The organism is Pseudomonas sp. TE3644 (assembly GCF_056278815.1).
Genome location: NZ_JBWBQF010000001.1, coordinates 4,637,641 through 4,656,367, shown reverse-complemented (window position 1 = coordinate 4,656,367; position 18,727 = coordinate 4,637,641). Strand labels below are relative to the sequence as shown.

Below are 18,727 nucleotides of genomic sequence, written 5' to 3'. Positions count from 1 at the left end.
GCGCGATGAGGACGCCCCGGTCGGTCACCGCTCCCGCCGCCCCGCCATATGCTTCAAATACCCCACCAGCAAATCCAGGTCCGCCTCCGGCAACACCTGCGCACTGAACCCCGGCATCTTCGCTTGCGGCCACTGCCGCAAACTCTGCGGATCGCGGATATAGCGCTTCAAGAATCCGTCGGCAAAATACTCGGTAGGGCTGAACGGAATATTCAAATCCGGCCCAAATTGCGCATCCCCCTGGCCATTGAGCCGATGGCACGCCAAACAGTTTTTCTGGAACAACGCAAAGCCCCGATTGACCGGGTCATCAGGTTTCAGCGCAGGGGCCGGGACCATGGCCGGAAAGCGCTCGGCCACGGACGACAGCTTGCGAATGCGGCTGACCTGGAACGGCCACTGTTCCGGGCTGATGGGGCCTGCAGCGGGGTCGGTCCAGACTAAATAGAAAGGCCCCGCGCTCGGCTTGCCCGCAGCCAGGGGCGGCCACGGGTGGGCAGGGTCTTCGATGGCCAGCCACGCCTGGGGCTTGCCGCTGTTCAGCAGCGGCGCTGCAGCCAGCTCGGCGGCAAAACCGTCCAGCGCCACGGCCTGCAGGTGGTCTGCGGCGCTAACGCCGGGTAACAGCACCTTCAAGGGCACGGCGCGGTAGGTCATGTCACGCTTGTAGGAAACGTCCTGGCGGATACGCAGCGTGCGCACCTGGGGCAGTTTCAGCAATTCGTCGGTGTGCCAGGTACGCGCGCCCTGGCCCACGTCAATGTTCAGCTCGGCTGCCGTGGCCTGTGCGGTCAGCAGCAGGCTGGTCAGCAGAACCAGTATTCTTTTTGGCATAGTCGGAACAGAGCTGCCTTGAGGCCTTCGTAATTGCCGCCGTTGACGATATTCAGGAAGCCGACCTTGCGCAGGGCGGCCTCGGCCTTGTTGGCGTTCTCGTCGGTGTCGCTGTACAGCACCACTGACTGGTTCTTGTCATCCACCACCCGACGCAACTGATACGCCAAAGAGCGCGTATCGATTTCGTTGGACAGGGGGCGGATGGTCATCGACACCTGAAGGGAGTTGTGCACGTTGCCAGCGTTGAAGTCATTGTCGTTGCGGGCATCAAGAATCATGACCCCGTTCTCGATTTCATCCACGGCATGGTCCACATCCACATAGGCATTGGCCTGGGTGCTGACAAGCAGCGCCAGTGAAAGGGGGGCGATCCATCTGCGCATTGGCCAATCTCCAAGGTTTTCACAGGCAAGATTGGCACAGATGCGCAGGGCCCGGTAGCGATGGCTGGCAAATTTTATCAAGCGGGGCTGCTGGCGTCGCTCAGCCAAACAGTCGGGTGAGGTTGGGGAGTATCAACAGTAATGTGGTGATGGCGACGATAATGCCGGCCTGACGTACTTTGTCTTGTTTGAACATGGTTGGCTGCCTTCTTGTTATTCTTCCTTTGCGCCGACTGCGGGCCTGATTGGCCGGGCGAAGACGTGCACCTGTACCGCAAATCGCCCCCAGCCCGGAAAACGTCGAGACACCGAAGCGATAGAGTTAACAGTAGGGCCCACGTAGCACTTGCTTTAGATCCCTTTCATCTGACTTTATCGCGTAACAATCGCAAAACCGTCTAGTAAACAGTGGAACGCCGCAGTCATTCCCATGCTAGAGAGGCTGGTTGCCGTAAAAGTCAGGTTTGGCCGGTTGTGACCGTTCGTCAGGCGCTTTTCATTGGTGCTTCATTAAGCCGGATCAGCGGCGGTGGGCTTGCAAGCCCGGCGCGATTCGCGCAGTCTCAGCGCCGGGCACTGTTGCCTCTAATCGTGTCGGGTACTCTTTCTATGTCGTTACGCATCTGCATCCTGGAAACCGATGTCCTGCGGCCGGAACTGGTCGATCAATATCAGGGCTACGGCCGGATGTTCGAACAGCTGTTCGCGCGCCAGCCTGTGGCTGCGCAGTTCTCCATCTATAACGTGCTCAACGGTCACTACCCGGCCGAGGACGAGGTGTTCGACGCCTACCTGGTGACAGGCAGCAAGGCCGACTCCTTTGGCACCGACCCGTGGATTCAGACGCTCAAGACGTTCCTGCTGGCGCGCTACAAGCGTGGCGACAAGCTGTTGGGCGTATGCTTTGGCCATCAGTTGCTGGCGTTGCTGCTGGGCGGTCGTGCCGAGCGCGCCAGCCAAGGCTGGGGCGTGGGCGTGCACGACTACCAGGTGGATACCCAGGCCGACTGGATGAGCCCGCCGGCCAAGGACCTGGCGCTGCTGATCAGCCACCAGGACCAGGTCACCGCGCTGCCGGAAGGCGCCACGGTGGTGGCCTCCAGCGCGTTCTGCCCGAATGCGGCGTATCACATTGGTGATCAGGTGCTGTGCTTCCAGGGCCACCCGGAGTTCATGCACGACTACTCGCGCGCATTGCTGGACCTGCGGGTGCAGAGCCTGGGTGCCGAGGTGCACGGCAAGGCGGTGGCCAGCCTTGAGCGTGAACACCAGGGCAGCCTGGTGGGGGAGTGGATGATGCGTTTCGTGGCTCAGGGCCGCTGATACGTACCTGCAGTGACGGGCAATCATTGTTTTTTGTGGGAGCGGGCTCTGCCCGCGAAGGGTTCGCTGCGGATTACCTGATGAACCGCGGTGCCCATTCGCGGGCAGAGCCCACTCCCACAGTAGATGGTGTGATCACAACCAGCCTGAGCGCCGGAAGCTGACATACAAGGCGCTACACCCCACCGCAATCGCCCCCAGCACCACAAAATAGCCATACTGCCAATGCAGCTCCGGCATGTTCTCGAAGTTCATCCCGTACACCCCGGCCACCGCCGTGGGCAGCGCCAGTATCGCCGCCCAGGCGGCAAACTTGCGCTGCACGATGCTTTGCCGCGATGACTCCAGCAACATCCCCACCTCGATGGTCTGGCTGGCGATGTCGCGCATGGTGCCCAGGTCCTCCATCTGCCGGGTGACGTGGATTTCCACGTCGCGGAAGTAGGGGCGCATGTTCTTGTCGATAAAGGGGAAGTCCAGCCGCTGCAGCTCTTCGCTGATTTCCACCATGGGCGCCACGTAGCGGCGCAGGCGCAGCAGTTCCCGGCGCAGGCCGTGCAGGCGCTGCACATCGGCCTCGCGCAGACAGTCAGCCAGCACGTTGGCCTCGATCTGTTCGATCTCGGCGTGGATCGCTTCGCTCACCGGCTGGTAGTTCTCGGTGACGAAGTCCAGCAGCGCGTACAACACAAAGTCTTCGCCATGCTCCAGCAGCAATGGCCGTGCCTCGCAGCGCTGGCGCACCAGCGAGTACGACGCCGAATGGCCATTGCGCGCGGTGATCACATAGCCCTTGCCGGCGAAGATATGGGTTTCGATAAACTCCAGCTTGCCTTCCAGGCGCACTGGCGAATAGGTGACGATAAACAGTGCGTCGCCGAAGGTTTCCAGCTTCGGCCGGCTGTGTTTTTCCAGGGCGTCTTCAATGGCCAGTTCGTGCAGGCCGAACTGTTGTTGCAGCTTGGCCAGCTCGGTGGCATTGGGCTGCTCCAGGCCGATCCATACAAAATGCCCGGGCTTCTTGGCCCAGGCCGCGCCTTCATCCAGGCTGATATCAACCACTTTTTTCCCGGCGCTGTACACCGCCGCGGCAACGACTCGACCCATGGTTTGGCTACTTGTTCTGGTGGCAGTGAATGCAGCTTGGTCCCACTGTTGAGAGTCGGCAAGCTGCGCGGGGTTCAGGCGCGTTGTACGTCGCGCTCAAGCTCGTCGATACAGTGCTGCATCTGCTCGCGGCACTGTTGCATCAGCTGGGGGATGTCCTTGCTGGTCAGGCCTTGGGTGGAAATGGCCGGCAGCGAGCGCACGGCCACCTGGCCGGCGCGCCAGCGGTTCAGGCGCATGCTGTGGGCATAGCGGCTGACGCACAACGGCACGATGGGCACGCCAGCGTCGATGGCCATGTGGAAGGCGCCTTTCTTGAACGCCAGCAGGTCTTCGCCCTGGTTGCGCGTGCCCTCGGGGAATACCCAGATTGAGGTGTCGCGCTGCAACGTGCGGGTGGTGGTCTGCAGCGCGCGGCGGGCCTGGTAGGCGTTGCCGCGGTTGACCAGCACATTGCCGCCCAGCCAGAACAGCTGGCCGAACAGCGGCACCCATTTCAGGCTTTTTTTGCCGATGCACACGGTGCGGCGCGGCACCACCTGGCCCAGCACGAACAGGTCATAGTTGGATTGGTGGTTGGCGATGATCACGCAGCCCGGTGGCTGACTGAACAACGGGTCCACCTGGGCATCCAGCGTCAGGCCAAGAATCCGTGTGGCCGGTCGTGAATAGAGGCGGGCGAATACCCGGCTGTTGTCGGGGTGGAAGGGGCGGCACAGGCCGATCAGCAACCCCAGGGCACCGACTGCAATGAAATGCAGCCCCATCAAAATCATGCGAACGATGTAAAGCATCCAGCGACTCACCTTTGGCAGAGCGCTGGAGTTTAAGGGCGGGGTGGCGATTGGATCAATTAACTAAATGGGCCACTGACTGACCGTAACAACGCCTGACGTGGGACCGCGTTGTCTGCATCGCGACTAAAGTCGGCTCCTACACCGTCCCTGGTAGGAGCCGGCCTCGGCCGCGATGGCGTTCGTCCATGCGCTGCTATTAAAGCGGCAGCTCCTGATCGCGAATGATCGCGTCATCCAGCAGCTCCAGCAGCGCCTTGCGCACTTTAAGCTTGGTCTTGCGGTGGGCAAGCATGTTGATCTTCTTCAATTGGTATGCCGCCGCCAGTGCCTGCTCGCGCAACTGTTCGGCGCTGACCACCACATCCAGGAAGCCGGCCTCCACGGCAGACGCGGGCGTAAACATCTCGCCATTGATCACCGAGCGATGAAACGCCGCCTTGCCCAGGCGATCGCGCGCCAGCTCGATACCGGCGTGGTGCATGGTCATGCCGATCTGCACCTCATTCAGTCCGATGCTGAACGGCCCCTCCACACCAATGCGGTAGTCCACCGACAGCAGCAGGAACGCACCCTTGGCCACGGCATGCCCGGTGCAGGCGACAATGACAGGGAAGGGGTGCGACAGCAGGCGACGGGCCAGGGTAGAGCCTGAGGTCACCAGGCCCATGGCCTGCTGCGGGCCGGCGGTCATTACCTTCAAGTCATAGCCGCCGGACAGAATCCCGGGCTGGCCAGTAATGATGACCACGGCCCGATCCTGCTCGGCGCGGTCCAGGGCTGCATTGAAGGCGGCGATCACGTCCGGCGAAATGGCGTTGACCTTGCCGTTGCTCAGCGTCAGCGTGGCGATGCCATCGTCCAGTTGGTAATCGATCAACTCGCTCATGAGGGTGTTCCTTGTTGGATTTGGTGCTGACGTTACTTAGCACGAGCGTTCAGGTAAAGCGCCGTGACTGACTCGGCGGTCACGCCGCGGTTTGCCTGGCCGGTTTGCCCCGGAACGGGGCGATTTTCGCCGGATGGCTTAAACGTATGAAAAATCTGAAAAAAATGTTTGCCATTCAAAAAGCTTTCGACTACATTAGCGCGCCTCGACAGACAGAACATGTTTGAAGAGAAACGGTGAAGTGTCCGAGTGGCTGAAGGAGCACGCCTGGAAAGTGTGTATACAGGAAACTGTATCAAGGGTTCGAATCCCTTCTTCACCGCCATATTCGATACGCAAAAAGCCCCCGGCGACCTCAGGTCCCGGGGGCTTTTTGTTTGTGCCCATATAAAGTCCACCGCACCTGTAACTGCAGCCTGGCATTATGTTACGAGAGATTGATGCAGGATTGATCTTGCGCAGCTCCCGAGCTACGGTCGTTTCCCCACCTGGGAAGGACTATCTAAATGAGAGAATCATTTACGCCATGGGACTCGGCGCAGTACCTGAAAACAGAAGAAGACAGGATTGATTACCTGCAAGCCTGTATTGCAGAAGCCGGCGAAGACCCAGCCTTCATGGCAAAGGCATTGGCTACCATTGCCCGCGCCGTAGCCGCTGCCGAAGGCTGCGCTGGCCCTGATACACACTGAAGATCTGCAGTGCACGGGAAGGCCAGCGCAGCCTGTCGGCAGCGGCTACAAGGTTATTGGGTTTGATAGGCAGGGCGGTTCACGCCCCTTTCTGCAAACGCCCACTCAACTTCGAAAACGTCCGGCTATCCGCCACCGCCGTCAGCTTGCGGCCATCTTTCAAGGTGGCGATGAAGGTGACTTCTTCTTCCTTGCCCCCCAGCCACAGTCCGGCCACCAACCCCAGGGGGCCTGCGACCAATGCGCCGGCCATGCCCCAGCCGATGGCGCCGCCCAGGCTGCGGCTGATTTCGTGGTTGGCGACGGTGATGTCCTTGATGCGGTTGAGGGGGATCCGTTCGCCGGGCGAAGGGTGGTTGGCAGTCTTGAGCGTGAGCGATCCATTGCTGTACTCGCCTTCACACTGCAAGAAATCGCCCGCTTTTATTGTCAGTCTCATCGTGGGATTTCCAGGTTGAATGCATGATTTCCAAACCTTCGGAATAGCCTATTCCCGGCGCAAGTCAATGTCGGCTGACGAGTTGCTAGCGGTGTGGGCGCGAGTTGTTTCATGGATGAGCCAGATCATCAGGGCCAGGGCGCTGATGAGTGCGCCCGCGCAAACGATCCCCTGCCAGCCGAAGTGGTCGTATAGCTGAGCGCCCAAGGTTGAGCCCAGGGCGCCGCCGATGAAATAGCAGGTGATGTAGCCTGCATTGAGCCGGTTGCGGGCCTGGGGTCGCACGGCGTAGACGGCGTTCTGGTTGCTGACGTGGACCAGTTGCACGGCCAGGTCCAGCACCAGCACGCCCAGCAGCAGCGCCCCCAGCGATTGTTCGGCAAAGGCCAGCGGCAGCCAGGCGGCCAGCAGTGCCCCTAGGCCCACCAGCGTGGCCAGGCTGCCCTTGCCGCGATCAGCCAGGCGCCCCGCGGCGCTGGCCGCCAGCGCGCCTGCCGCCCCTGCCAGCCCGAACAGGCCGATGGTCGCATCGCCGTACCCATAGGGAGGGGCCGACAGCACGAACGCCAATGGCGTCCAGAACAGCCCAAACAGGCAGAAGCTCAGCAGCCCCAGCAGGGCACGCAAGCGCAGCACGGGCTCTTCGACAAACAGCGTCAGCACCGAGGCCAGCAATTGCGGGTAGCGCAGCCCGGCCGATTGCTGACGCCGCGGTAGCGAAAGCGCCAGTGCCAGCGCGCAGAGCGCCAGTAGCATCGCAGCCAACAGATAAATAGCCCGCCACCCCGCCAGGGAGGACACCAGCCCGGCAGCCGTCCGCGCCAGCAGGATGCCCAGCAGCAGCCCGCTCATCAGCGTGCCCACCACGCGCCCGCGATGTTCGGGGTTGGCGAGGCTGGCGGCCATGGGCACCAGTACCTGGGCAACCACTGAAAACAGCCCGGTGATGGCTGTGCCCAGCAACAGCAGCGGCAGGTTGGGCGCAAAAGCGCTGAGCAGCAGGCCGGCGGCGCTGAGCAATGTCATGCCGACGATGAGGCGACGTTGCTCCAGCAGATCGCCCAGCGGCACCAGCAGGAACAGGCCGGCGCCGTAGCTCAGCTGCGCGGTGATGACGATGCTGCCGGCGCTGGCGGTGTCCAGCCCCAATTGGCCGGCGATGGTGTGCAGCAACGGCTGGGCGTAATAGTTGCTCGCTACCGTAAGGCCGGTGGCGATGGCCATCAGCAGGATCAGGGCGCGGCTGAGCGCGGGTTCACGAGAGGCGGGCATGGCAGTGGTCCCAGGTGGCTGGTCGATGGCGCCAGTATCCGGATGGCTTATCCATGACACCAATGTATTGTTGTCATCGACAGGATCGTGAAATGAGATGGCTGGCATGAACCTCAAGCAGATCGAATACGCCTTGGCCGTGGCTGAGGAGGGCAGTTTCACGCGGGCAGCAGAGCGCTGTCATACGGTGCAATCGGCGCTCAGCCATCAGGTGGCGCGGCTGGAGCGGCACCTGGGCGCGCAGTTGTTCGAGCGCACCTCGCGGCGGGTCACCCTGACCCCGGCAGGCGAAGCATTTGTGCGCAGCGCCCGCACGGCGCTGGACGCGGCCCGGCAGATTGGCGATGAGGTGGCGGCCGCCTGCGGGCAGGTGCGCGGGCGGTTGAGCCTGGGGATGATTTCGTCACTGACCGGGTTGGACCTGGTGGAAGGCATCGCAGCGTTTCATCGCCAGTACAGCCAAGTGGATGTGCGCCTGAGCGTGGGCCGCAGCGAGTGGCTGCTGGAAGAGGTGCGCGAGCGGCGCATGGACGTTGCCCTGATCGGCGTGTGGCCGGGTGAGGCGGTGCAGGGGGTGGCGCTACGTACGGTCGCCGATGAGGAACTGGTGGCCGTCGTTCATCCCGAGCATGCCTTGGCCGGTTTGACGCAATTGCGTCTGGCACAACTGGCCGATGAGCCGCTGGTGGATTTCGCCGCCGGCAGTGGCGCCCGCCGTCAGACCGATGAAGCATTTGCGGCCGCCCACGTGGTGCATCGGGTGCAGTTTGAAATCAGTGAGATCCGTCTGGTAGAGCAGTTCGTCCAGCGTGGATTGGCGGTAGGGCTGGTGCCGGCCGCCGTGGCGCGGGACTTCCAAGGCGTGGTGACGATGCCGGTCAGTGATGCGCCGCGGCGCCGTCTGTACGCCATCTGGTCGAACACCCCGACGCCGGCCGCCCAGGCCTTTGTCGCGATGCTCGAACAGACCCTGGACGATCAGGCGCCGAAGCCACCGTCGATGGTCAGGCTGGCGCCGGTGATGTAGCCCGCTTCCGGGCCGGCCAGGTAGCTGACGAAACCGGCGATCTCGTCGGCGTGGCCGTAGCGTTTCACCGCCATGAAACCCATCAGGCTGTCGGCGAAATCGCTGTCGGCGGGGTTCATGTCAGTGTCCACCGGGCCTGGCTGCACGTTATTGACGGTGATGCCCCGTGGCCCCAGGTCGCGAGCCAGGCCTTTGACCAGGCCGACCAAGGCCGACTTGCTCATGGCGTACGCGCCGCCGCCCTCGAAGGGCATGCGCTCGGCGTTGGTGCTGCCGATGTTGATGATGCGTCCGCCGTCGCCCATGTGCTTGGCCGCGGCCTGGGTGGCGATGAACACGCTGCGCACGTTGATGGCGTAGGTGCGATCGAAGTCTTCCAGGGTGAACTCGGCCAGCGGCGCAATGGCCAGGACGCCGGCGTTGTTGACCAGGATATCCAGGCGCCCGAAGCTTTCCACGGCGTGTTCGACGGCGGCGCGGATGGCCTCGGCGTCGGCGCTGTCGGCTTTGATGGCCAGGGCTTTGCCGCCTTCGTTGTTGATGCTGTCGGCCAGTGCCTGGGCAGGGCCCTGGGAGCTGACGTAGGTAAAGGCCACTGCGGCGCCTTCGGCAGCCAGGCGTTTGACGATGGCGGCGCCGATGCCGCGTGAGCCGCCCTGTACCAGGGCCACTTTACCGCTGAGTTTCAGTTGATTCGACATGGTGATGCTCCAAGTGCGCCAGGGCGGGATGCCGTGGTTGATGGGGCTAAGTATCGACCTGTGATTATGCTGCCGGTAGACCATGGTTGAGATAGGCTGTGTAAACCAACGGTATCGAATCCCAGCCATGGAAACCTTCAGCAGCATAGAGTGTTTTGTCCGCAGCGCCGAAGCCGGCAGTTTTGCCGAAGCGGCGCGGCGCCTGAGCCTGACCCCGGCGGCCGTGGGCAAGAATGTCGCCCGGCTGGAAGCGCGCATGGGCGTGCGGCTGTTTTTGCGCAGCACCCGGCGGTTGACGCTGACCGAGGCAGGCCAGCGCTTTTTGGCTGAGGTCAGTGCCAGCTTTGGCGTGATTCAGAACGCGGTGGCCAACCTGGCCGGTGCCCAGGGCCAGCCGGCGGGTACCTTGCGGGTGAGCATGGGCACCGTATTTGGTCGCCTGTACGTGGTGCCGCTGCTGGGGGAGTTCCTGCGGCGCTATCCCGATATTTCACCTGACTGGCATTTCGATAACCGGCAGGTGGACCTGATCGGCCAAGGCTTCGATGCCGCCATTGGCGGCGGCTTCGAGCTGCCCCAGGGCGTGGTGGCGCGCAAGCTGACGCCGGCACATCGGGTGCTGGTGGCCTCGGCCGGGTATTTGCAGCAGCGGGGGCCGGTAGTGACGCCGGACGATCTGGAGCGCCAGGACGGCATCCTGATCCGTTCGCCGCAGACGGGGCGGGTGCGCAGTTGGCCGCTGACCGGACGCAATCAGGGGCAGGCCGAGCTACGCTTGCCGGCGCGCATGACCCTCAGTGATTCAGACGCAGCCTGTGTGGCGGCGCAGCAGGGCTTGGGGATTGCCCTGGTGAGCCTGCCGTTTGCCGTCCCGTATCTGCAGGCGGGCAGCCTGCAGCGGGTGCTGCCGGACTGGTATGTGGATGATGGGCATATCTGGCTGTATTACGCCGAGCACAAGCTGTTGCCGGGCAAGACGCGGGCGTTTATCGATTTTCTGATGGAGCAGTTCGAGGTGCAGGATTTGGCGGGGCGGTTTACGGCGTGAGGTGGCCCGCTGCGGTTTCGTAGCCGCTGCCGCCAGGCTGCGCTGGCCCCTGCGTACACCGGGGATCTCCAGCGGGGCATAGGGCCAGCGCAGCCTGGCGGCAGCGGCTACAGAGGCGTCGGTCAGACTACCTGCGTCACCGCATACACCTGCCGCACCCCGGCCACCACGATGCTCACTTCATCATCCTCGAACTTGCCCAACAGGCTTTGCCCCAGCGGCGAGCGCGGGGTGATGACCGTGACCAGGCATCCACCCAGCGTGATCTTCAATCCCGCCGCCTCGGGCCCCAGGAACAGCCATTGCACCTGCCCGTTTTCAGCTTCAAGGCAGACCAACGACCCCACCTGAATCCCACGCTGCTCATCGTAATCACGCAAGGCCAACTGTTGATAAAGCCCCAGCGCCTGGCGGATTTCCTCCATGCGCCGCGCCTGGCCGGTGGCCAGGTAGGACGCTTCCAGCCCCAGGGTGTCGTACTTGTTCTCGGCGACGTTCTCTTCGTGCGTGGCGGTTTCGTAGGCGGTCTGGGCCGCACGCTGCAGCACGTCGAAATCTTCGGTCAGGCGGTCGACGATCAGCTGGCGCAGGGCGTGCTTGTCCATGTCAGTTGCAGAACTTGAGTACATTGGTGCGGCTCTTGTCGGTCGGGGCGGTGCGGTCCTGTTGCAGCCAGAACTGGCACTTGGGGTCTTGATTGTGGTTCTGCACCTCGCCCTGGCTCTGTTCCTGGCGGCGCAGGTTGTCCTTGTACTGATCGAACATGGCCGAGCTGTCATCGGGTGCTTTCATGGCCGGTGGTGGCGGCGCGGGCGTGGTGATGGGCAGCGGCGCATTGAAGAACACCTTGTAGCCCAGCCAGGTGGTCAGGGCGATGGCCAGGAAACCCAGCCAGATGCCCAGGGCAATGCAGCCCACCAGTTGCGCGGGGTTGAGGGTAACCAGCAGTTGGCGATGGTTGGGGCGGTAGGGCATGACGGCCTCCTGGCGGCGTGGGCAGGTTGATGATTGTCTCACGAGTGTGGCCGCTGTCGGCGAATTTGCCTCTACAATGGCCGCCTTTGCCTGGAGGGCGGTGATGGAAGCGGACATGAAAGCCTCCTGGGACATTTTTTGCTGTGTGGTCGACAACTACGGCGATATCGGGGTGACCTGGCGCCTGGCGCGGCAGTTGGTAGCCGAACATCAAGTACCGGTGCGGCTGTGGGTCGACGACCTGAAATCCTTCGAACGCCTATGGCCGGCCGTGCAGCCGACCTTGGCCAGCCAGTGGCAGGAAGGCGTGGAAATTTGCCAATGGCCCACCGAGTGGCCGCAGGTCACGGCCGCCGATGTGGTGATCGAGGCCTTTGGTTGCAAACTGCCCGCGCCTTACCGTGAGGCCATGGCCGCGCGGCCAGTGCCGGCACTGTGGCTCAACCTTGAGTACCTGAGTGCCGAAGGCTGGGTGTCGGGGTGTCACGGGTTGCCGTCGCCGCAACCGGACCGTTTGCAGAAATACTTTTTCTTCCCAGGCTTCGCCGAGAAGACCGGCGGCCTGCTGCGTGAGTTTGGGCTGATTGATCGTCGCCGTGCCTTCCAGGCGGACGCCGAGGCGCAACGGGCGTTTCTGGCGACGCTGGGGGTCACCGCCGTGCCGGGCGCGCGATTGATCTCCCTGTTCGCCTACGAGAATGCCAGCCTGGCGGAGTGGCTGGACGTGCTGGCGGCCGATGTTGTGCCCACTCAGGTGTTGGTACCCCGTGGCCGTGTGCTGGGCGACGTGCAGGCGTGGCTGGGCGTAGACGCGTTGCAGGAAGGCACCGTTCATCAGCGCGGCGCCTTGTCGGTGCAGGTGGTGCCGTTCGTCCGTCAGGACCAGTACGACCTGCTGCTGTGGTGCTGCGACTTCAATGCCGTGCGCGGCGAGGACTCGTTCGTGCGTGCGCAGTGGAGTGGCCGGCCTCTGTTGTGGCACATCTATGAGCAGGAAGAGTACGCCCACTGGGAAAAACTGGAGGCCTTCCTGGCGCTCTATATCGAGGGTGCAAGCCCGCAGGCCGGCCAGGCACTGACCGATCTGTGGCGCGCCTGGAACCAGGGCAAGGGCATGGCCCAGGCCTGGCGCCAGGTGCTTGCGCACTGGGATGAACTGGACGCCAACGCCGAGCGCTGGTGCGCCCGACAGGCCGCTCAGCCTGATCTTGCGACGGCGCTGGTACAGTTTTACCGAAATTGGATATGATACGCGGCCTAGATTTTTGTAAATCCATCCAAATTCGGATATTCGCAATGAAAACTGGTAAAGAACTCAAACCCGGTACCGTGATCCGTATCGACAACGACCCATGGCTGGTTCAGAAAGCTGAATTCACCAAGTCGGGCCGTAACAGCGCGATCATGAAGACCAAGCTGAAGAACCTGCTGACCGGCTACAAGACTGAAACCGTCTACAGCGCCGACGACAAGCTGGACGACGTGATCCTGGATCGCAAAGAAGCCACCCTGTCCTTCATCAGCGGTGACTCCTACACGTTCATGGACACCACTGACTACACCATGTACGAGCTGAACGCCGAAGACATCGAATCGGTTCTGCCATTCGTTGAAGAAGGCATGACTGACGTCTGCGAAGCTGTGTTCTTCGAAGGCCGCCTGGTTTCCGTAGAGCTGCCAACCACCATCGTGCGTCAGGTTGACTACACCGAAGGTTCGGCTCGTGGCGACACTTCCGGCAAGGTCATGAAGCCTGCCAAACTGAAGAACGGCACCGAGCTGAGCGTTGCTGACTTCATCGAAATCGGCGACATGATCGAGATCGATACCCGCGAAGGCGGTTCTTACAAAGGTCGCGCCAAGTAATTCTGGCCCTTCCTGCGTAACAAAAAGCCCGACCATGAGTCGGGCTTTTTTGTGCCTTGTAGCCGCTGCCGCCAGGCTGCGCTGGCCCTCGTTAACCCTGTAAATCTCCAGTGGGGCACAGGGCCAGCGCAGCCTTCGGCAGCGGCTACGGGTCACACCGATAGGTGCAGGCGTACGTCAACATTGCCGCGGGTAGCGTTGGAGTACGGGCACACCAGGTGCGCTGCATCCACCAGCGCCTGGGCGTCAGCCTGTTCCAGGCCCGGCAGGCTGATGCGCAGGTCGATGTCCAGGCCGAAACCACCGGGGATCTGGCCAATGCCCACTTCGGCAGTGATCTGCGTGTCTGCGGGCAGGGCGCGCTTGGCTTGGCCGGCGACGAATTTCAGCGCGCCGATGAAGCAGGCCGAGTAACCCGCGGCAAACAGCTGCTCAGGGTTGGTGGCTTCGCCGCCCGCGCCGCCCAAAGCCTTGGGGGTGGCCAGTTTCACATCGAGAATATTGTCGCTGGAAACGGCGCGGCCATCACGACCACCGGTGGCGGTTACGGTTGCGGTGTAGAGAGTTTGCATGGTGACACCTCGAAGACTGTGGGGGGAATGTCTGGGTACGGAATTAGATTAATGCGCTAATAGTTTGCGCGCAAGATAAATATTCGAGGCCTTCGACAGACGGTACGTTTGTAGCCGCTGCCGCCAGGCTGCGCTGGCCCTCAGGTGCACTGGAAATTTTCAGTAAGGCATCGGGCCAGCGCAGCCTGCGGCAGCGGCTACAGGGTTGTGCAGGGGAATCAGAGGCTTTCGTGCAGGTTGCCGCGCAGTTCCAGCAGTTCCACTTGCAGCTTTTTCAGGCGCTCCACCGAGCCGCCCGTGGCCGCCAGGATGCAGCCTGGAATGGTCTTGGCCTTCTCCCGCAGCGCCCGCCCACGATCCGTCAACTCGACAATCACCACGCGCTCGTCCTCACGGCTGCGCGTGCGGCTAAGCAGCCCCTCAGCCCCCAGGCGCTTGAGCAGCGGGGTCAGCGAGCCCGGGTCGGTCAGCAAGCGGGTACTGATTTCGCCCACCGTCAGACCATCCTTTTCCCACAGCACCATCATGGTCAGGTATTGCGGGTAGGTGAGGTCCAGCGCCTGCAGCAGGGGCTTGTAGACCTTGGTCATCAGCAGCGAGGTGGAATACAGGGCAAAGCACAATTGGCTGTCGAGCAGCAGATCGTCGCAATGGCCTTCGGCAGCGCTGGAAGTGGGGCGGTCGGCGTTCATGCTGATCCTTGATTCAATGAAGCGGGCGAATTTAGCGTCGAGGTGTTTAACGCGCCAGCTAATTCATCATGGCCGTGGACTCGGCTTCTTGAAAGGTTTGAGCGCAGCACTGCGTCCAGAGTTCGTTAAATTACAACTTGAAGCCTTCGGCGATGTGCTCGGCCAGGCATTCGGTGATCGGGTTCCGGGTGCTGTCGTTGCGCAGCAGCATCACGCTGGCCATGGGCAACTGCGGCAGGCCCTCGGCTTCACCCAGGATGCGCATGTCCGGGGTGATCAGGCTTTGCAGTTGCGCGGTCACGGCCAGGCCGGCACTGACCACGGCCATGATCGCCGCAAGGCTGGGGCTGGTGTACGCCACGCGATAAGCCTTTTGCCGGGCGTCCAGGGCGTTGCAGGCCCAGATCCGGCAAAAACAGTCGGTGTTGAACATTGCCAGCGGCATGGGGTTTTGCTCGTGGGGCGTGAAGCCTTGGGCCTGGGCCCAGACAAAACGCTCGTGGCGCAGCATCTGGCCGATCTCGCTGCCCGGTTCGCGGGTGACGATGGTCAGGTCCAGGTCCTGGCGCTGCATCAACTGTTTCGAGCTCTCGCAATGCACTTCCACCTGCACCAGCGGGTAGGCCTGGGCGAACTGCGACAGGATGCCGGGCAGAAAGCGCATGGCGTAATCGTCCGGCGTGCCGATGCGCACGGTGCCCACCATGTGCGGTTGGCGCAGGGTGGTGAACACTTCGCTGTGCAGCTTGAGGATGCGTCGCGCGTAGCCCAGCAGAATCTGGCCTTCGGCAGTGAGGCGCACCTGGCGGCCGTCGCGCTCGAACAGCTGGCGCTGAAGAATGTCATCCTCCAGCCGCTTCATCTGCATGCTGACCGCTGACTGGGTACGGTTGACCCGCTCACCGGCCTTGGTGAAACCGCCTTCGTCGGCGATGGCCACGAACGTGCGCAACACCTCCGAGTCGATGCTCTGGTACTGGGACATTTCATCAATCTCCGAGATGTGAAGCATAAGAAACATTCGTTGGATTGATCATAGGCCTGGCGCGAGACTGAGTCATCCCCAACTGGAGGGTCGGATGATGAAAGGTCAAAAAGGTTACGTGCTGGTGGTTCGGGTGCCGTTTCACGGTGTGTCGCTCAAAGGCCTGTGGCAGCGTGTGCAGCGCTGGCGGCAGCTGGCCTGGGAGCGGCGCCAGCTGGCGGCGATGAGTGATGACATGCTCAAGGACATCGGTATGTCGCGGGCTGATGTCAGCGAAGAGGTCGAGCGGCCGTTCTGGGATGATCCGCTGAAGAAATGAACGGTGGCGAGGCGCCAGCGCCGGGGCTAGTGTAGGGCAGGTTCACAAGGAGTCGTGCATGCCCCAGTCACTGTCCATTGCCCAGGCGCGGCGCCTTGCGCTGGCGGCCCAGGGTTTCGCCCCTCGGCCACGGCGCTCCGCCCTGGTCACCGGCCATCTGTTGCAGATGGTGCAACGCCTTGGCGTGTTGCAGATCGACTCGGTGAACGCGGTGGTGCGTTCCCATTACCTGCCGTTGTTTTCCCGTTTGGGCGACTACCCGCGGGCCATGCTCGATGACATGGCCTGGGGGCGCGGCCGCCAGCGCAAGCTGTTCGAATACTGGGGGCATGAAGCCTCGCTGCTGCCGCTGGAGCTGTACCCGGCGATGGTCTGGCGCATGGCCAGGGCGGCGCAGGGCAAGGGCATCTACAAGGAGCTGGCGCGCTTTGGGCAGGAGCAGAAGCCGGTGCTGGCGCGGGTGCTGGACGCGGTGCGCGAACAAGGCGCGCTGGGTGCCGGCAGCCTGTCGACGCGCCAGGTGCGCGCCGGCCCCTGGTGGGACTGGAGCGCGGAGAAGCATGCGCTGGAGTGGCTGTTTGCGGCCGGGCACGTGACGGTGGCGGGGCGCCGTGGTTTCGAGCGCCTGTATGACTTGCCTGAGCGAGTGATCCCTGCGGCGGTGCTGGCCAAGCCGGTGCCCAGCCTGGCGCAGTCGCAGCGCGATCTGCTGTTGCACGCTGCCACGGCCTTGGGTGTTGCCACCGAAAAAGACCTGCGCGATTACTTCCGGCTGGACCCCGGCGATGCCCGCGCCCGGCTGGCCGAGCTGGTGGAGGACCGGCAGTTGCAACGCTGTGAGGTCGAAGGCTGGTCGCAACCGGCCTACACCCTGCGCCAGGTGCGCATCCCCCGGCAGGTGACAGCCAGTGCCTTGCTGTCACCGTTCGATTCGCTGGTGTGGGAACGCGATCGCACCGAGCGCCTGTTCGATTTTCGCTATCGGCTGGAAATGTATACGCCTGCGCACAAGCGGGTGTATGGGTATTACGTGCTGCCGTTTTTGCACAATGAGCGGATTGTGGCGCGGGTGGATGTGCGGGCGGCGCGGGCTAGCGGTGAGCTGCGGGTGCTGGCGGTGCATGAGGAGCAGGGCTGGCTGGATGAAGACGCCCTGGTTGCCTTGGCTGAGCAGTTGCAGGCGATGGCAGGGTGGTTGGGGTTGGGGGCGGTGGTGTTGGAGTGTCCCCGCTACCCGCAACTCCTGTAGCCGCTGCCGCCAGGCTGCGCTGGCCCCATGCCTCGCTGGAAGTCTCCAGTGTAAACAAGGGCCAGCGCAGCCTGGCGGCAGCGGCTACAGTCAGCGGCGGACTTGCTTGAGGGTTTCGGCAATCATGAACGCCAACTCAAGCGACTGATCGGCATTCATCCGCGGATCGCAATGGGTGTGGTAACGATCCGACAACCCATCCTCGGTAATCGGCCGCGCGCCACCGATGCACTCGGTCACGTTCTGCCCGGTCATCTCGATATGAATGCCGCCCGCGTAGCTGCCCTCCGCCTGGTGCACCTGGAAGAACTGCTTCACCTCACTGAGTATCTGCGCAAAATCACGGGTCTTGTAACCGCTGCTGGCCTTAATGGTGTTGCCATGCATCGGGTCCGAGCTCCACAGCACCTGCCGCCCTTCGGCCTGCACCGCGCGGATCAGCTGCGGCAGATGATCGCCCACTTTGCCGGCGCCCATGCGCGCGATCAGGTTCAGGCGCCCGGGGTCGTTGTCCGGGTTGAGGATGTCGATCAGGCGAATCAGGTCCTCGGGTTTCATGCTCGGGCCGACCTTGACGCCGATGGGGTTGTGCACCCCGCGCAGGAACTCCACGTGGGCGCCGTCGAGCTGGCGGGTGCGGTCGCCGATCCACAGCATGTGCGCCGAGCAGTCGTAGTAGTCGTTGGTCAGGCTGTCGCGGCGCACGAAGGCTTCTTCGTAGTTGAGCAGCAGCGCTTCGTGGGCGGTGAAGAAGCTGGTTTCGCGCAGTTGCGGCGAGCTGTCCATGCCGCAGGCGCGCATGAACGCCAGGGTTTCGTCGATGCGGTCGGCCAGCTGGTGGTATTTCTCGGACAGTGCCGAGTTGGCGATAAAGTCCAGGTTCCACTTGTGCACCTGATGCAGGTCGGCAAAGCCGCCCTGGGCGAAGGCGCGCAGCAGGTTCAGCGAGGCGGTGGACTGGTGGTAGGCCTGCAGCAGGCGCTCGGGGTCGGGGGCGCGGCTTTTTTCGTCGAAGCCGATGCCGTTGACGATGTCGCCGCGGTAGGCGGGCAGGGTGACGCCGTCCTGGGTCTCGTCATTGCCGGAGCGCGGCTTGGCAAACTGCCCGGCCATGCGCCCCACCTTGACCACGGGGCAGCCGGCGGCGAAGGTCATGACAATCGCCATCTGCAACAGCACCTTGAAGGTGTCGCGGATCTTCGCAGCGGAAAACTCGGCGAAGCTTTCCGCGCAGTCGCCGCCCTGCAGCAGGAAGGCCCGGCCCTGGGTGACTTCGGCGAACTGGCGACGCAACTCGCGCGCCTCGCCGGCGAACACCAATGGCGGGTAACTGGCCAGGCTCTGTTCCACCCGGGCCAGGTGGTCGGCGTCGGGGTAGGCGGGTTGTTGCTGGATGGGCAGGGCCCGCCAGCTGTCGGGGCTCCAGGGGTGGTTCATGACAGGCTCTTTTTTGTAGTTGTTGATGGGTGACCCGATGGTACCACCAGCGCCGCCCATGCACTGTAGCCGCTGCCGCAGGCTGCGCTGGCCCTATGCCCCCACTGAAGATCTTGAGCG

Annotated in this window: 22 protein-coding genes and 1 tRNA gene; 9 read left to right on the top strand and 14 right to left on the bottom strand. The window is 63.0% G+C overall.

Annotated elements, in window-relative coordinates; all coding sequences use genetic code 11:
• Window positions 1–24 precede the first annotated feature (24 nt).
• Complete coding sequence (locus tag ACZ9GA_RS20530) at window positions 25–834, bottom strand: c-type cytochrome (RefSeq protein ID WP_457361004.1); 810 nt, start codon at window positions 832–834, stop codon at window positions 25–27.
• Window positions 807–1,220 carry a rhodanese-like domain-containing protein gene (locus ACZ9GA_RS20525; RefSeq protein WP_457361005.1) on the bottom strand — a complete coding sequence of 138 codons (414 nt, stop codon included), beginning with the start codon at window positions 1,218–1,220 and terminating at the stop codon, window positions 807–809. The genes ACZ9GA_RS20530 and ACZ9GA_RS20525 overlap by 28 nt, the downstream gene beginning before the upstream one ends.
• A gap of 609 nt (window positions 1,221–1,829) precedes the next feature.
• Here ACZ9GA_RS20525 and ACZ9GA_RS20520 point away from each other — a divergent pair.
• Window positions 1,830–2,543 (top strand): amidotransferase, encoded by a 714-nt coding sequence (locus tag ACZ9GA_RS20520; RefSeq protein WP_457361006.1) that lies wholly within the window; start codon window positions 1,830–1,832, stop codon window positions 2,541–2,543.
• Window positions 2,544–2,678: 135 nt separating this feature from the next.
• Here ACZ9GA_RS20520 and ACZ9GA_RS20515 read toward each other — a convergent pair whose 3' ends face one another.
• From ACZ9GA_RS20515 to ACZ9GA_RS20505, 3 genes are all read right to left on the bottom strand, one after another.
• Window positions 2,679–3,650, bottom strand: coding sequence for a magnesium and cobalt transport protein CorA (locus tag ACZ9GA_RS20515; protein WP_457361007.1), 972 nt, complete (start codon window positions 3,648–3,650; stop codon window positions 2,679–2,681).
• A 74-nt stretch (window positions 3,651–3,724) separates the two neighbouring features.
• Window positions 3,725–4,444 (bottom strand): lysophospholipid acyltransferase family protein, encoded by a 720-nt coding sequence (locus tag ACZ9GA_RS20510; RefSeq protein WP_457361008.1) that lies wholly within the window; start codon window positions 4,442–4,444, stop codon window positions 3,725–3,727.
• A 199-nt stretch (window positions 4,445–4,643) separates the two neighbouring features.
• Complete coding sequence (locus ACZ9GA_RS20505) at window positions 4,644–5,333, bottom strand: crotonase/enoyl-CoA hydratase family protein (protein WP_457361009.1); 690 nt, start codon at window positions 5,331–5,333, stop codon at window positions 4,644–4,646.
• Window positions 5,334–5,568: 235 nt separating this feature from the next.
• Here ACZ9GA_RS20505 and ACZ9GA_RS20500 point away from each other — a divergent pair.
• Together ACZ9GA_RS20500 and ACZ9GA_RS20495 are read left to right on the top strand one after the other, a co-directional pair.
• A tRNA-Ser gene (locus tag ACZ9GA_RS20500) sits at window positions 5,569–5,658 on the top strand.
• Between the two features lie 181 nt (window positions 5,659–5,839).
• Window positions 5,840–6,025, top strand: coding sequence for a helix-turn-helix domain-containing transcriptional regulator (locus ACZ9GA_RS20495; protein ID WP_457361010.1), 186 nt, complete (start codon window positions 5,840–5,842; stop codon window positions 6,023–6,025).
• 79 nt (window positions 6,026–6,104) lie between these two features.
• On the opposite strand, the gene ACZ9GA_RS20490 is transcribed toward ACZ9GA_RS20495, so the two are convergent.
• Both ACZ9GA_RS20490 and ACZ9GA_RS20485 read right to left on the bottom strand, forming a co-directional pair.
• Window positions 6,105–6,464, bottom strand: a complete 360-nt coding sequence (locus tag ACZ9GA_RS20490; RefSeq protein WP_457361011.1) for a hypothetical protein — start codon at window positions 6,462–6,464, stop codon at window positions 6,105–6,107.
• A gap of 48 nt (window positions 6,465–6,512) precedes the next feature.
• On the bottom strand, window positions 6,513–7,736 hold the full coding sequence (locus ACZ9GA_RS20485; protein ID WP_457361012.1) for an MFS transporter: 1,224 nt from the start codon (window positions 7,734–7,736) through the stop codon (window positions 6,513–6,515).
• Window positions 7,737–7,842: 106 nt separating this feature from the next.
• Here ACZ9GA_RS20485 and ACZ9GA_RS20480 point away from each other — a divergent pair, with 106 nt between their 5' ends.
• Entirely contained in the window at window positions 7,843–8,763 is a 921-nt protein-coding gene (locus tag ACZ9GA_RS20480) for a LysR family transcriptional regulator (protein ID WP_457361013.1), read from the top strand.
• Here the strand turns inward: ACZ9GA_RS20480 and ACZ9GA_RS20475 are convergent.
• Window positions 8,715–9,464, bottom strand: a complete 750-nt coding sequence (locus ACZ9GA_RS20475; protein WP_457361014.1) for a 3-oxoacyl-ACP reductase family protein — start codon at window positions 9,462–9,464, stop codon at window positions 8,715–8,717. The two genes, ACZ9GA_RS20480 and ACZ9GA_RS20475, sit on opposite strands and share 49 nt — an antisense overlap.
• Before the next feature lie 127 nt (window positions 9,465–9,591).
• On the opposite strand from ACZ9GA_RS20475, the gene ACZ9GA_RS20470 reads away from it, so the two are divergent.
• The gene (locus ACZ9GA_RS20470) at window positions 9,592–10,512 is read left to right on the top strand and encodes a LysR family transcriptional regulator (protein ID WP_457361015.1); all 921 of its coding nucleotides are present in this window, start codon (window positions 9,592–9,594) and stop codon (window positions 10,510–10,512) included.
• A 122-nt stretch (window positions 10,513–10,634) separates the two neighbouring features.
• Here ACZ9GA_RS20470 and ACZ9GA_RS20465 read toward each other — a convergent pair whose 3' ends face one another.
• Together ACZ9GA_RS20465 and ACZ9GA_RS20460 are read right to left on the bottom strand one after the other, a co-directional pair.
• Entirely contained in the window at window positions 10,635–11,117 is a 483-nt protein-coding gene (locus ACZ9GA_RS20465) for a GreA/GreB family elongation factor (protein ID WP_457363683.1), read from the bottom strand.
• A gap of 1 nt (window position 11,118) precedes the next feature.
• Window positions 11,119–11,487: a hypothetical protein gene (locus ACZ9GA_RS20460; RefSeq protein WP_457361016.1), complete on the bottom strand. Its 369-nt coding sequence runs from the start codon at window positions 11,485–11,487 to the stop codon at window positions 11,119–11,121.
• A gap of 115 nt (window positions 11,488–11,602) precedes the next feature.
• On the opposite strand from ACZ9GA_RS20460, the gene earP reads away from it, so the two are divergent.
• Together earP and ACZ9GA_RS20450 are read left to right on the top strand one after the other, a co-directional pair.
• Window positions 11,603–12,736 (top strand): elongation factor P maturation arginine rhamnosyltransferase EarP, encoded by a 1,134-nt coding sequence (gene earP, locus ACZ9GA_RS20455; RefSeq protein ID WP_457361017.1) that lies wholly within the window; start codon window positions 11,603–11,605, stop codon window positions 12,734–12,736.
• Between the two features lie 47 nt (window positions 12,737–12,783).
• Window positions 12,784–13,353: an elongation factor P gene (locus ACZ9GA_RS20450; protein ID WP_027977430.1), complete on the top strand. Its 570-nt coding sequence runs from the start codon at window positions 12,784–12,786 to the stop codon at window positions 13,351–13,353.
• A gap of 152 nt (window positions 13,354–13,505) precedes the next feature.
• On the opposite strand, the gene ACZ9GA_RS20445 is transcribed toward ACZ9GA_RS20450, so the two are convergent.
• The 3 genes from ACZ9GA_RS20445 to ACZ9GA_RS20435 all read right to left on the bottom strand — a co-directional run bounded on the left by ACZ9GA_RS20445 (window position 13,506) and on the right by ACZ9GA_RS20435 (window position 15,638).
• On the bottom strand, window positions 13,506–13,925 hold the full coding sequence (locus tag ACZ9GA_RS20445; RefSeq protein WP_457361018.1) for an organic hydroperoxide resistance protein: 420 nt from the start codon (window positions 13,923–13,925) through the stop codon (window positions 13,506–13,508).
• A gap of 218 nt (window positions 13,926–14,143) precedes the next feature.
• Entirely contained in the window at window positions 14,144–14,617 is a 474-nt protein-coding gene (locus tag ACZ9GA_RS20440; RefSeq protein ID WP_457361019.1) for a MarR family winged helix-turn-helix transcriptional regulator, read from the bottom strand.
• A gap of 130 nt (window positions 14,618–14,747) precedes the next feature.
• The gene (locus tag ACZ9GA_RS20435) at window positions 14,748–15,638 is read right to left on the bottom strand and encodes a LysR substrate-binding domain-containing protein (protein ID WP_457361020.1); all 891 of its coding nucleotides are present in this window, start codon (window positions 15,636–15,638) and stop codon (window positions 14,748–14,750) included.
• A gap of 61 nt (window positions 15,639–15,699) precedes the next feature.
• On the opposite strand from ACZ9GA_RS20435, the gene ACZ9GA_RS20430 reads away from it, so the two are divergent.
• Window positions 15,700–15,921, top strand: a complete 222-nt coding sequence (locus ACZ9GA_RS20430) for a DUF1127 domain-containing protein (protein ID WP_457361021.1) — start codon at window positions 15,700–15,702, stop codon at window positions 15,919–15,921.
• Window positions 15,922–15,979: 58 nt separating this feature from the next.
• Window positions 15,980–17,170 carry a winged helix-turn-helix domain-containing protein gene (locus tag ACZ9GA_RS20425; RefSeq protein ID WP_457361022.1) on the top strand — a complete coding sequence of 397 codons (1,191 nt, stop codon included), beginning with the start codon at window positions 15,980–15,982 and terminating at the stop codon, window positions 17,168–17,170.
• Between the two features lie 90 nt (window positions 17,171–17,260).
• On the opposite strand, the gene ACZ9GA_RS20420 is transcribed toward ACZ9GA_RS20425, so the two are convergent.
• Window positions 17,261–18,607 carry a class II 3-deoxy-7-phosphoheptulonate synthase gene (locus ACZ9GA_RS20420; RefSeq protein WP_457361023.1) on the bottom strand — a complete coding sequence of 449 codons (1,347 nt, stop codon included), beginning with the start codon at window positions 18,605–18,607 and terminating at the stop codon, window positions 17,261–17,263.
• Between the last annotated feature and the right edge of the window lie 120 nt (window positions 18,608–18,727).

What these genes read in the sequence shown, in the direction of transcription:
- ACZ9GA_RS20530 (WP_457361004.1), bottom strand. Translation starts at nt 834, where the DNA reads ATGCCAAAAAGAATACTGGTTCTGCTGACCAGCCTGCTGCTGACCGCA.
- ACZ9GA_RS20525 (WP_457361005.1), bottom strand. Translation starts at nt 1,220, where the DNA reads ATGCGCAGATGGATCGCCCCCCTTTCACTGGCGCTGCTTGTCAGCACC.
- ACZ9GA_RS20520 (WP_457361006.1), top strand. Translation starts at nt 1,830, where the DNA reads ATGTCGTTACGCATCTGCATCCTGGAAACCGATGTCCTGCGGCCGGAA.
- ACZ9GA_RS20515 (WP_457361007.1), bottom strand. Translation starts at nt 3,650, where the DNA reads ATGGGTCGAGTCGTTGCCGCGGCGGTGTACAGCGCCGGGAAAAAAGTG.
- ACZ9GA_RS20510 (WP_457361008.1), bottom strand. Translation starts at nt 4,444, where the DNA reads ATGCTTTACATCGTTCGCATGATTTTGATGGGGCTGCATTTCATTGCA.
- ACZ9GA_RS20505 (WP_457361009.1), bottom strand. Translation starts at nt 5,333, where the DNA reads ATGAGCGAGTTGATCGATTACCAACTGGACGATGGCATCGCCACGCTG.
- ACZ9GA_RS20495 (WP_457361010.1), top strand. Translation starts at nt 5,840, where the DNA reads ATGAGAGAATCATTTACGCCATGGGACTCGGCGCAGTACCTGAAAACA.
- ACZ9GA_RS20490 (WP_457361011.1), bottom strand. Translation starts at nt 6,464, where the DNA reads ATGAGACTGACAATAAAAGCGGGCGATTTCTTGCAGTGTGAAGGCGAG.
- ACZ9GA_RS20485 (WP_457361012.1), bottom strand. Translation starts at nt 7,736, where the DNA reads ATGCCCGCCTCTCGTGAACCCGCGCTCAGCCGCGCCCTGATCCTGCTG.
- ACZ9GA_RS20480 (WP_457361013.1), top strand. Translation starts at nt 7,843, where the DNA reads ATGAACCTCAAGCAGATCGAATACGCCTTGGCCGTGGCTGAGGAGGGC.
- ACZ9GA_RS20475 (WP_457361014.1), bottom strand. Translation starts at nt 9,464, where the DNA reads ATGTCGAATCAACTGAAACTCAGCGGTAAAGTGGCCCTGGTACAGGGC.
- ACZ9GA_RS20470 (WP_457361015.1), top strand. Translation starts at nt 9,592, where the DNA reads ATGGAAACCTTCAGCAGCATAGAGTGTTTTGTCCGCAGCGCCGAAGCC.
- ACZ9GA_RS20465 (WP_457363683.1), bottom strand. Translation starts at nt 11,117, where the DNA reads ATGGACAAGCACGCCCTGCGCCAGCTGATCGTCGACCGCCTGACCGAA.
- ACZ9GA_RS20460 (WP_457361016.1), bottom strand. Translation starts at nt 11,487, where the DNA reads ATGCCCTACCGCCCCAACCATCGCCAACTGCTGGTTACCCTCAACCCC.
- earP (WP_457361017.1), top strand. Translation starts at nt 11,603, where the DNA reads ATGAAAGCCTCCTGGGACATTTTTTGCTGTGTGGTCGACAACTACGGC.
- ACZ9GA_RS20450 (WP_027977430.1), top strand. Translation starts at nt 12,784, where the DNA reads ATGAAAACTGGTAAAGAACTCAAACCCGGTACCGTGATCCGTATCGAC.
- ACZ9GA_RS20445 (WP_457361018.1), bottom strand. Translation starts at nt 13,925, where the DNA reads ATGCAAACTCTCTACACCGCAACCGTAACCGCCACCGGTGGTCGTGAT.
- ACZ9GA_RS20440 (WP_457361019.1), bottom strand. Translation starts at nt 14,617, where the DNA reads ATGAACGCCGACCGCCCCACTTCCAGCGCTGCCGAAGGCCATTGCGAC.
- ACZ9GA_RS20435 (WP_457361020.1), bottom strand. Translation starts at nt 15,638, where the DNA reads ATGTTTCTTATGCTTCACATCTCGGAGATTGATGAAATGTCCCAGTAC.
- ACZ9GA_RS20430 (WP_457361021.1), top strand. Translation starts at nt 15,700, where the DNA reads ATGAAAGGTCAAAAAGGTTACGTGCTGGTGGTTCGGGTGCCGTTTCAC.
- ACZ9GA_RS20425 (WP_457361022.1), top strand. Translation starts at nt 15,980, where the DNA reads ATGCCCCAGTCACTGTCCATTGCCCAGGCGCGGCGCCTTGCGCTGGCG.
- ACZ9GA_RS20420 (WP_457361023.1), bottom strand. Translation starts at nt 18,607, where the DNA reads ATGAACCACCCCTGGAGCCCCGACAGCTGGCGGGCCCTGCCCATCCAG.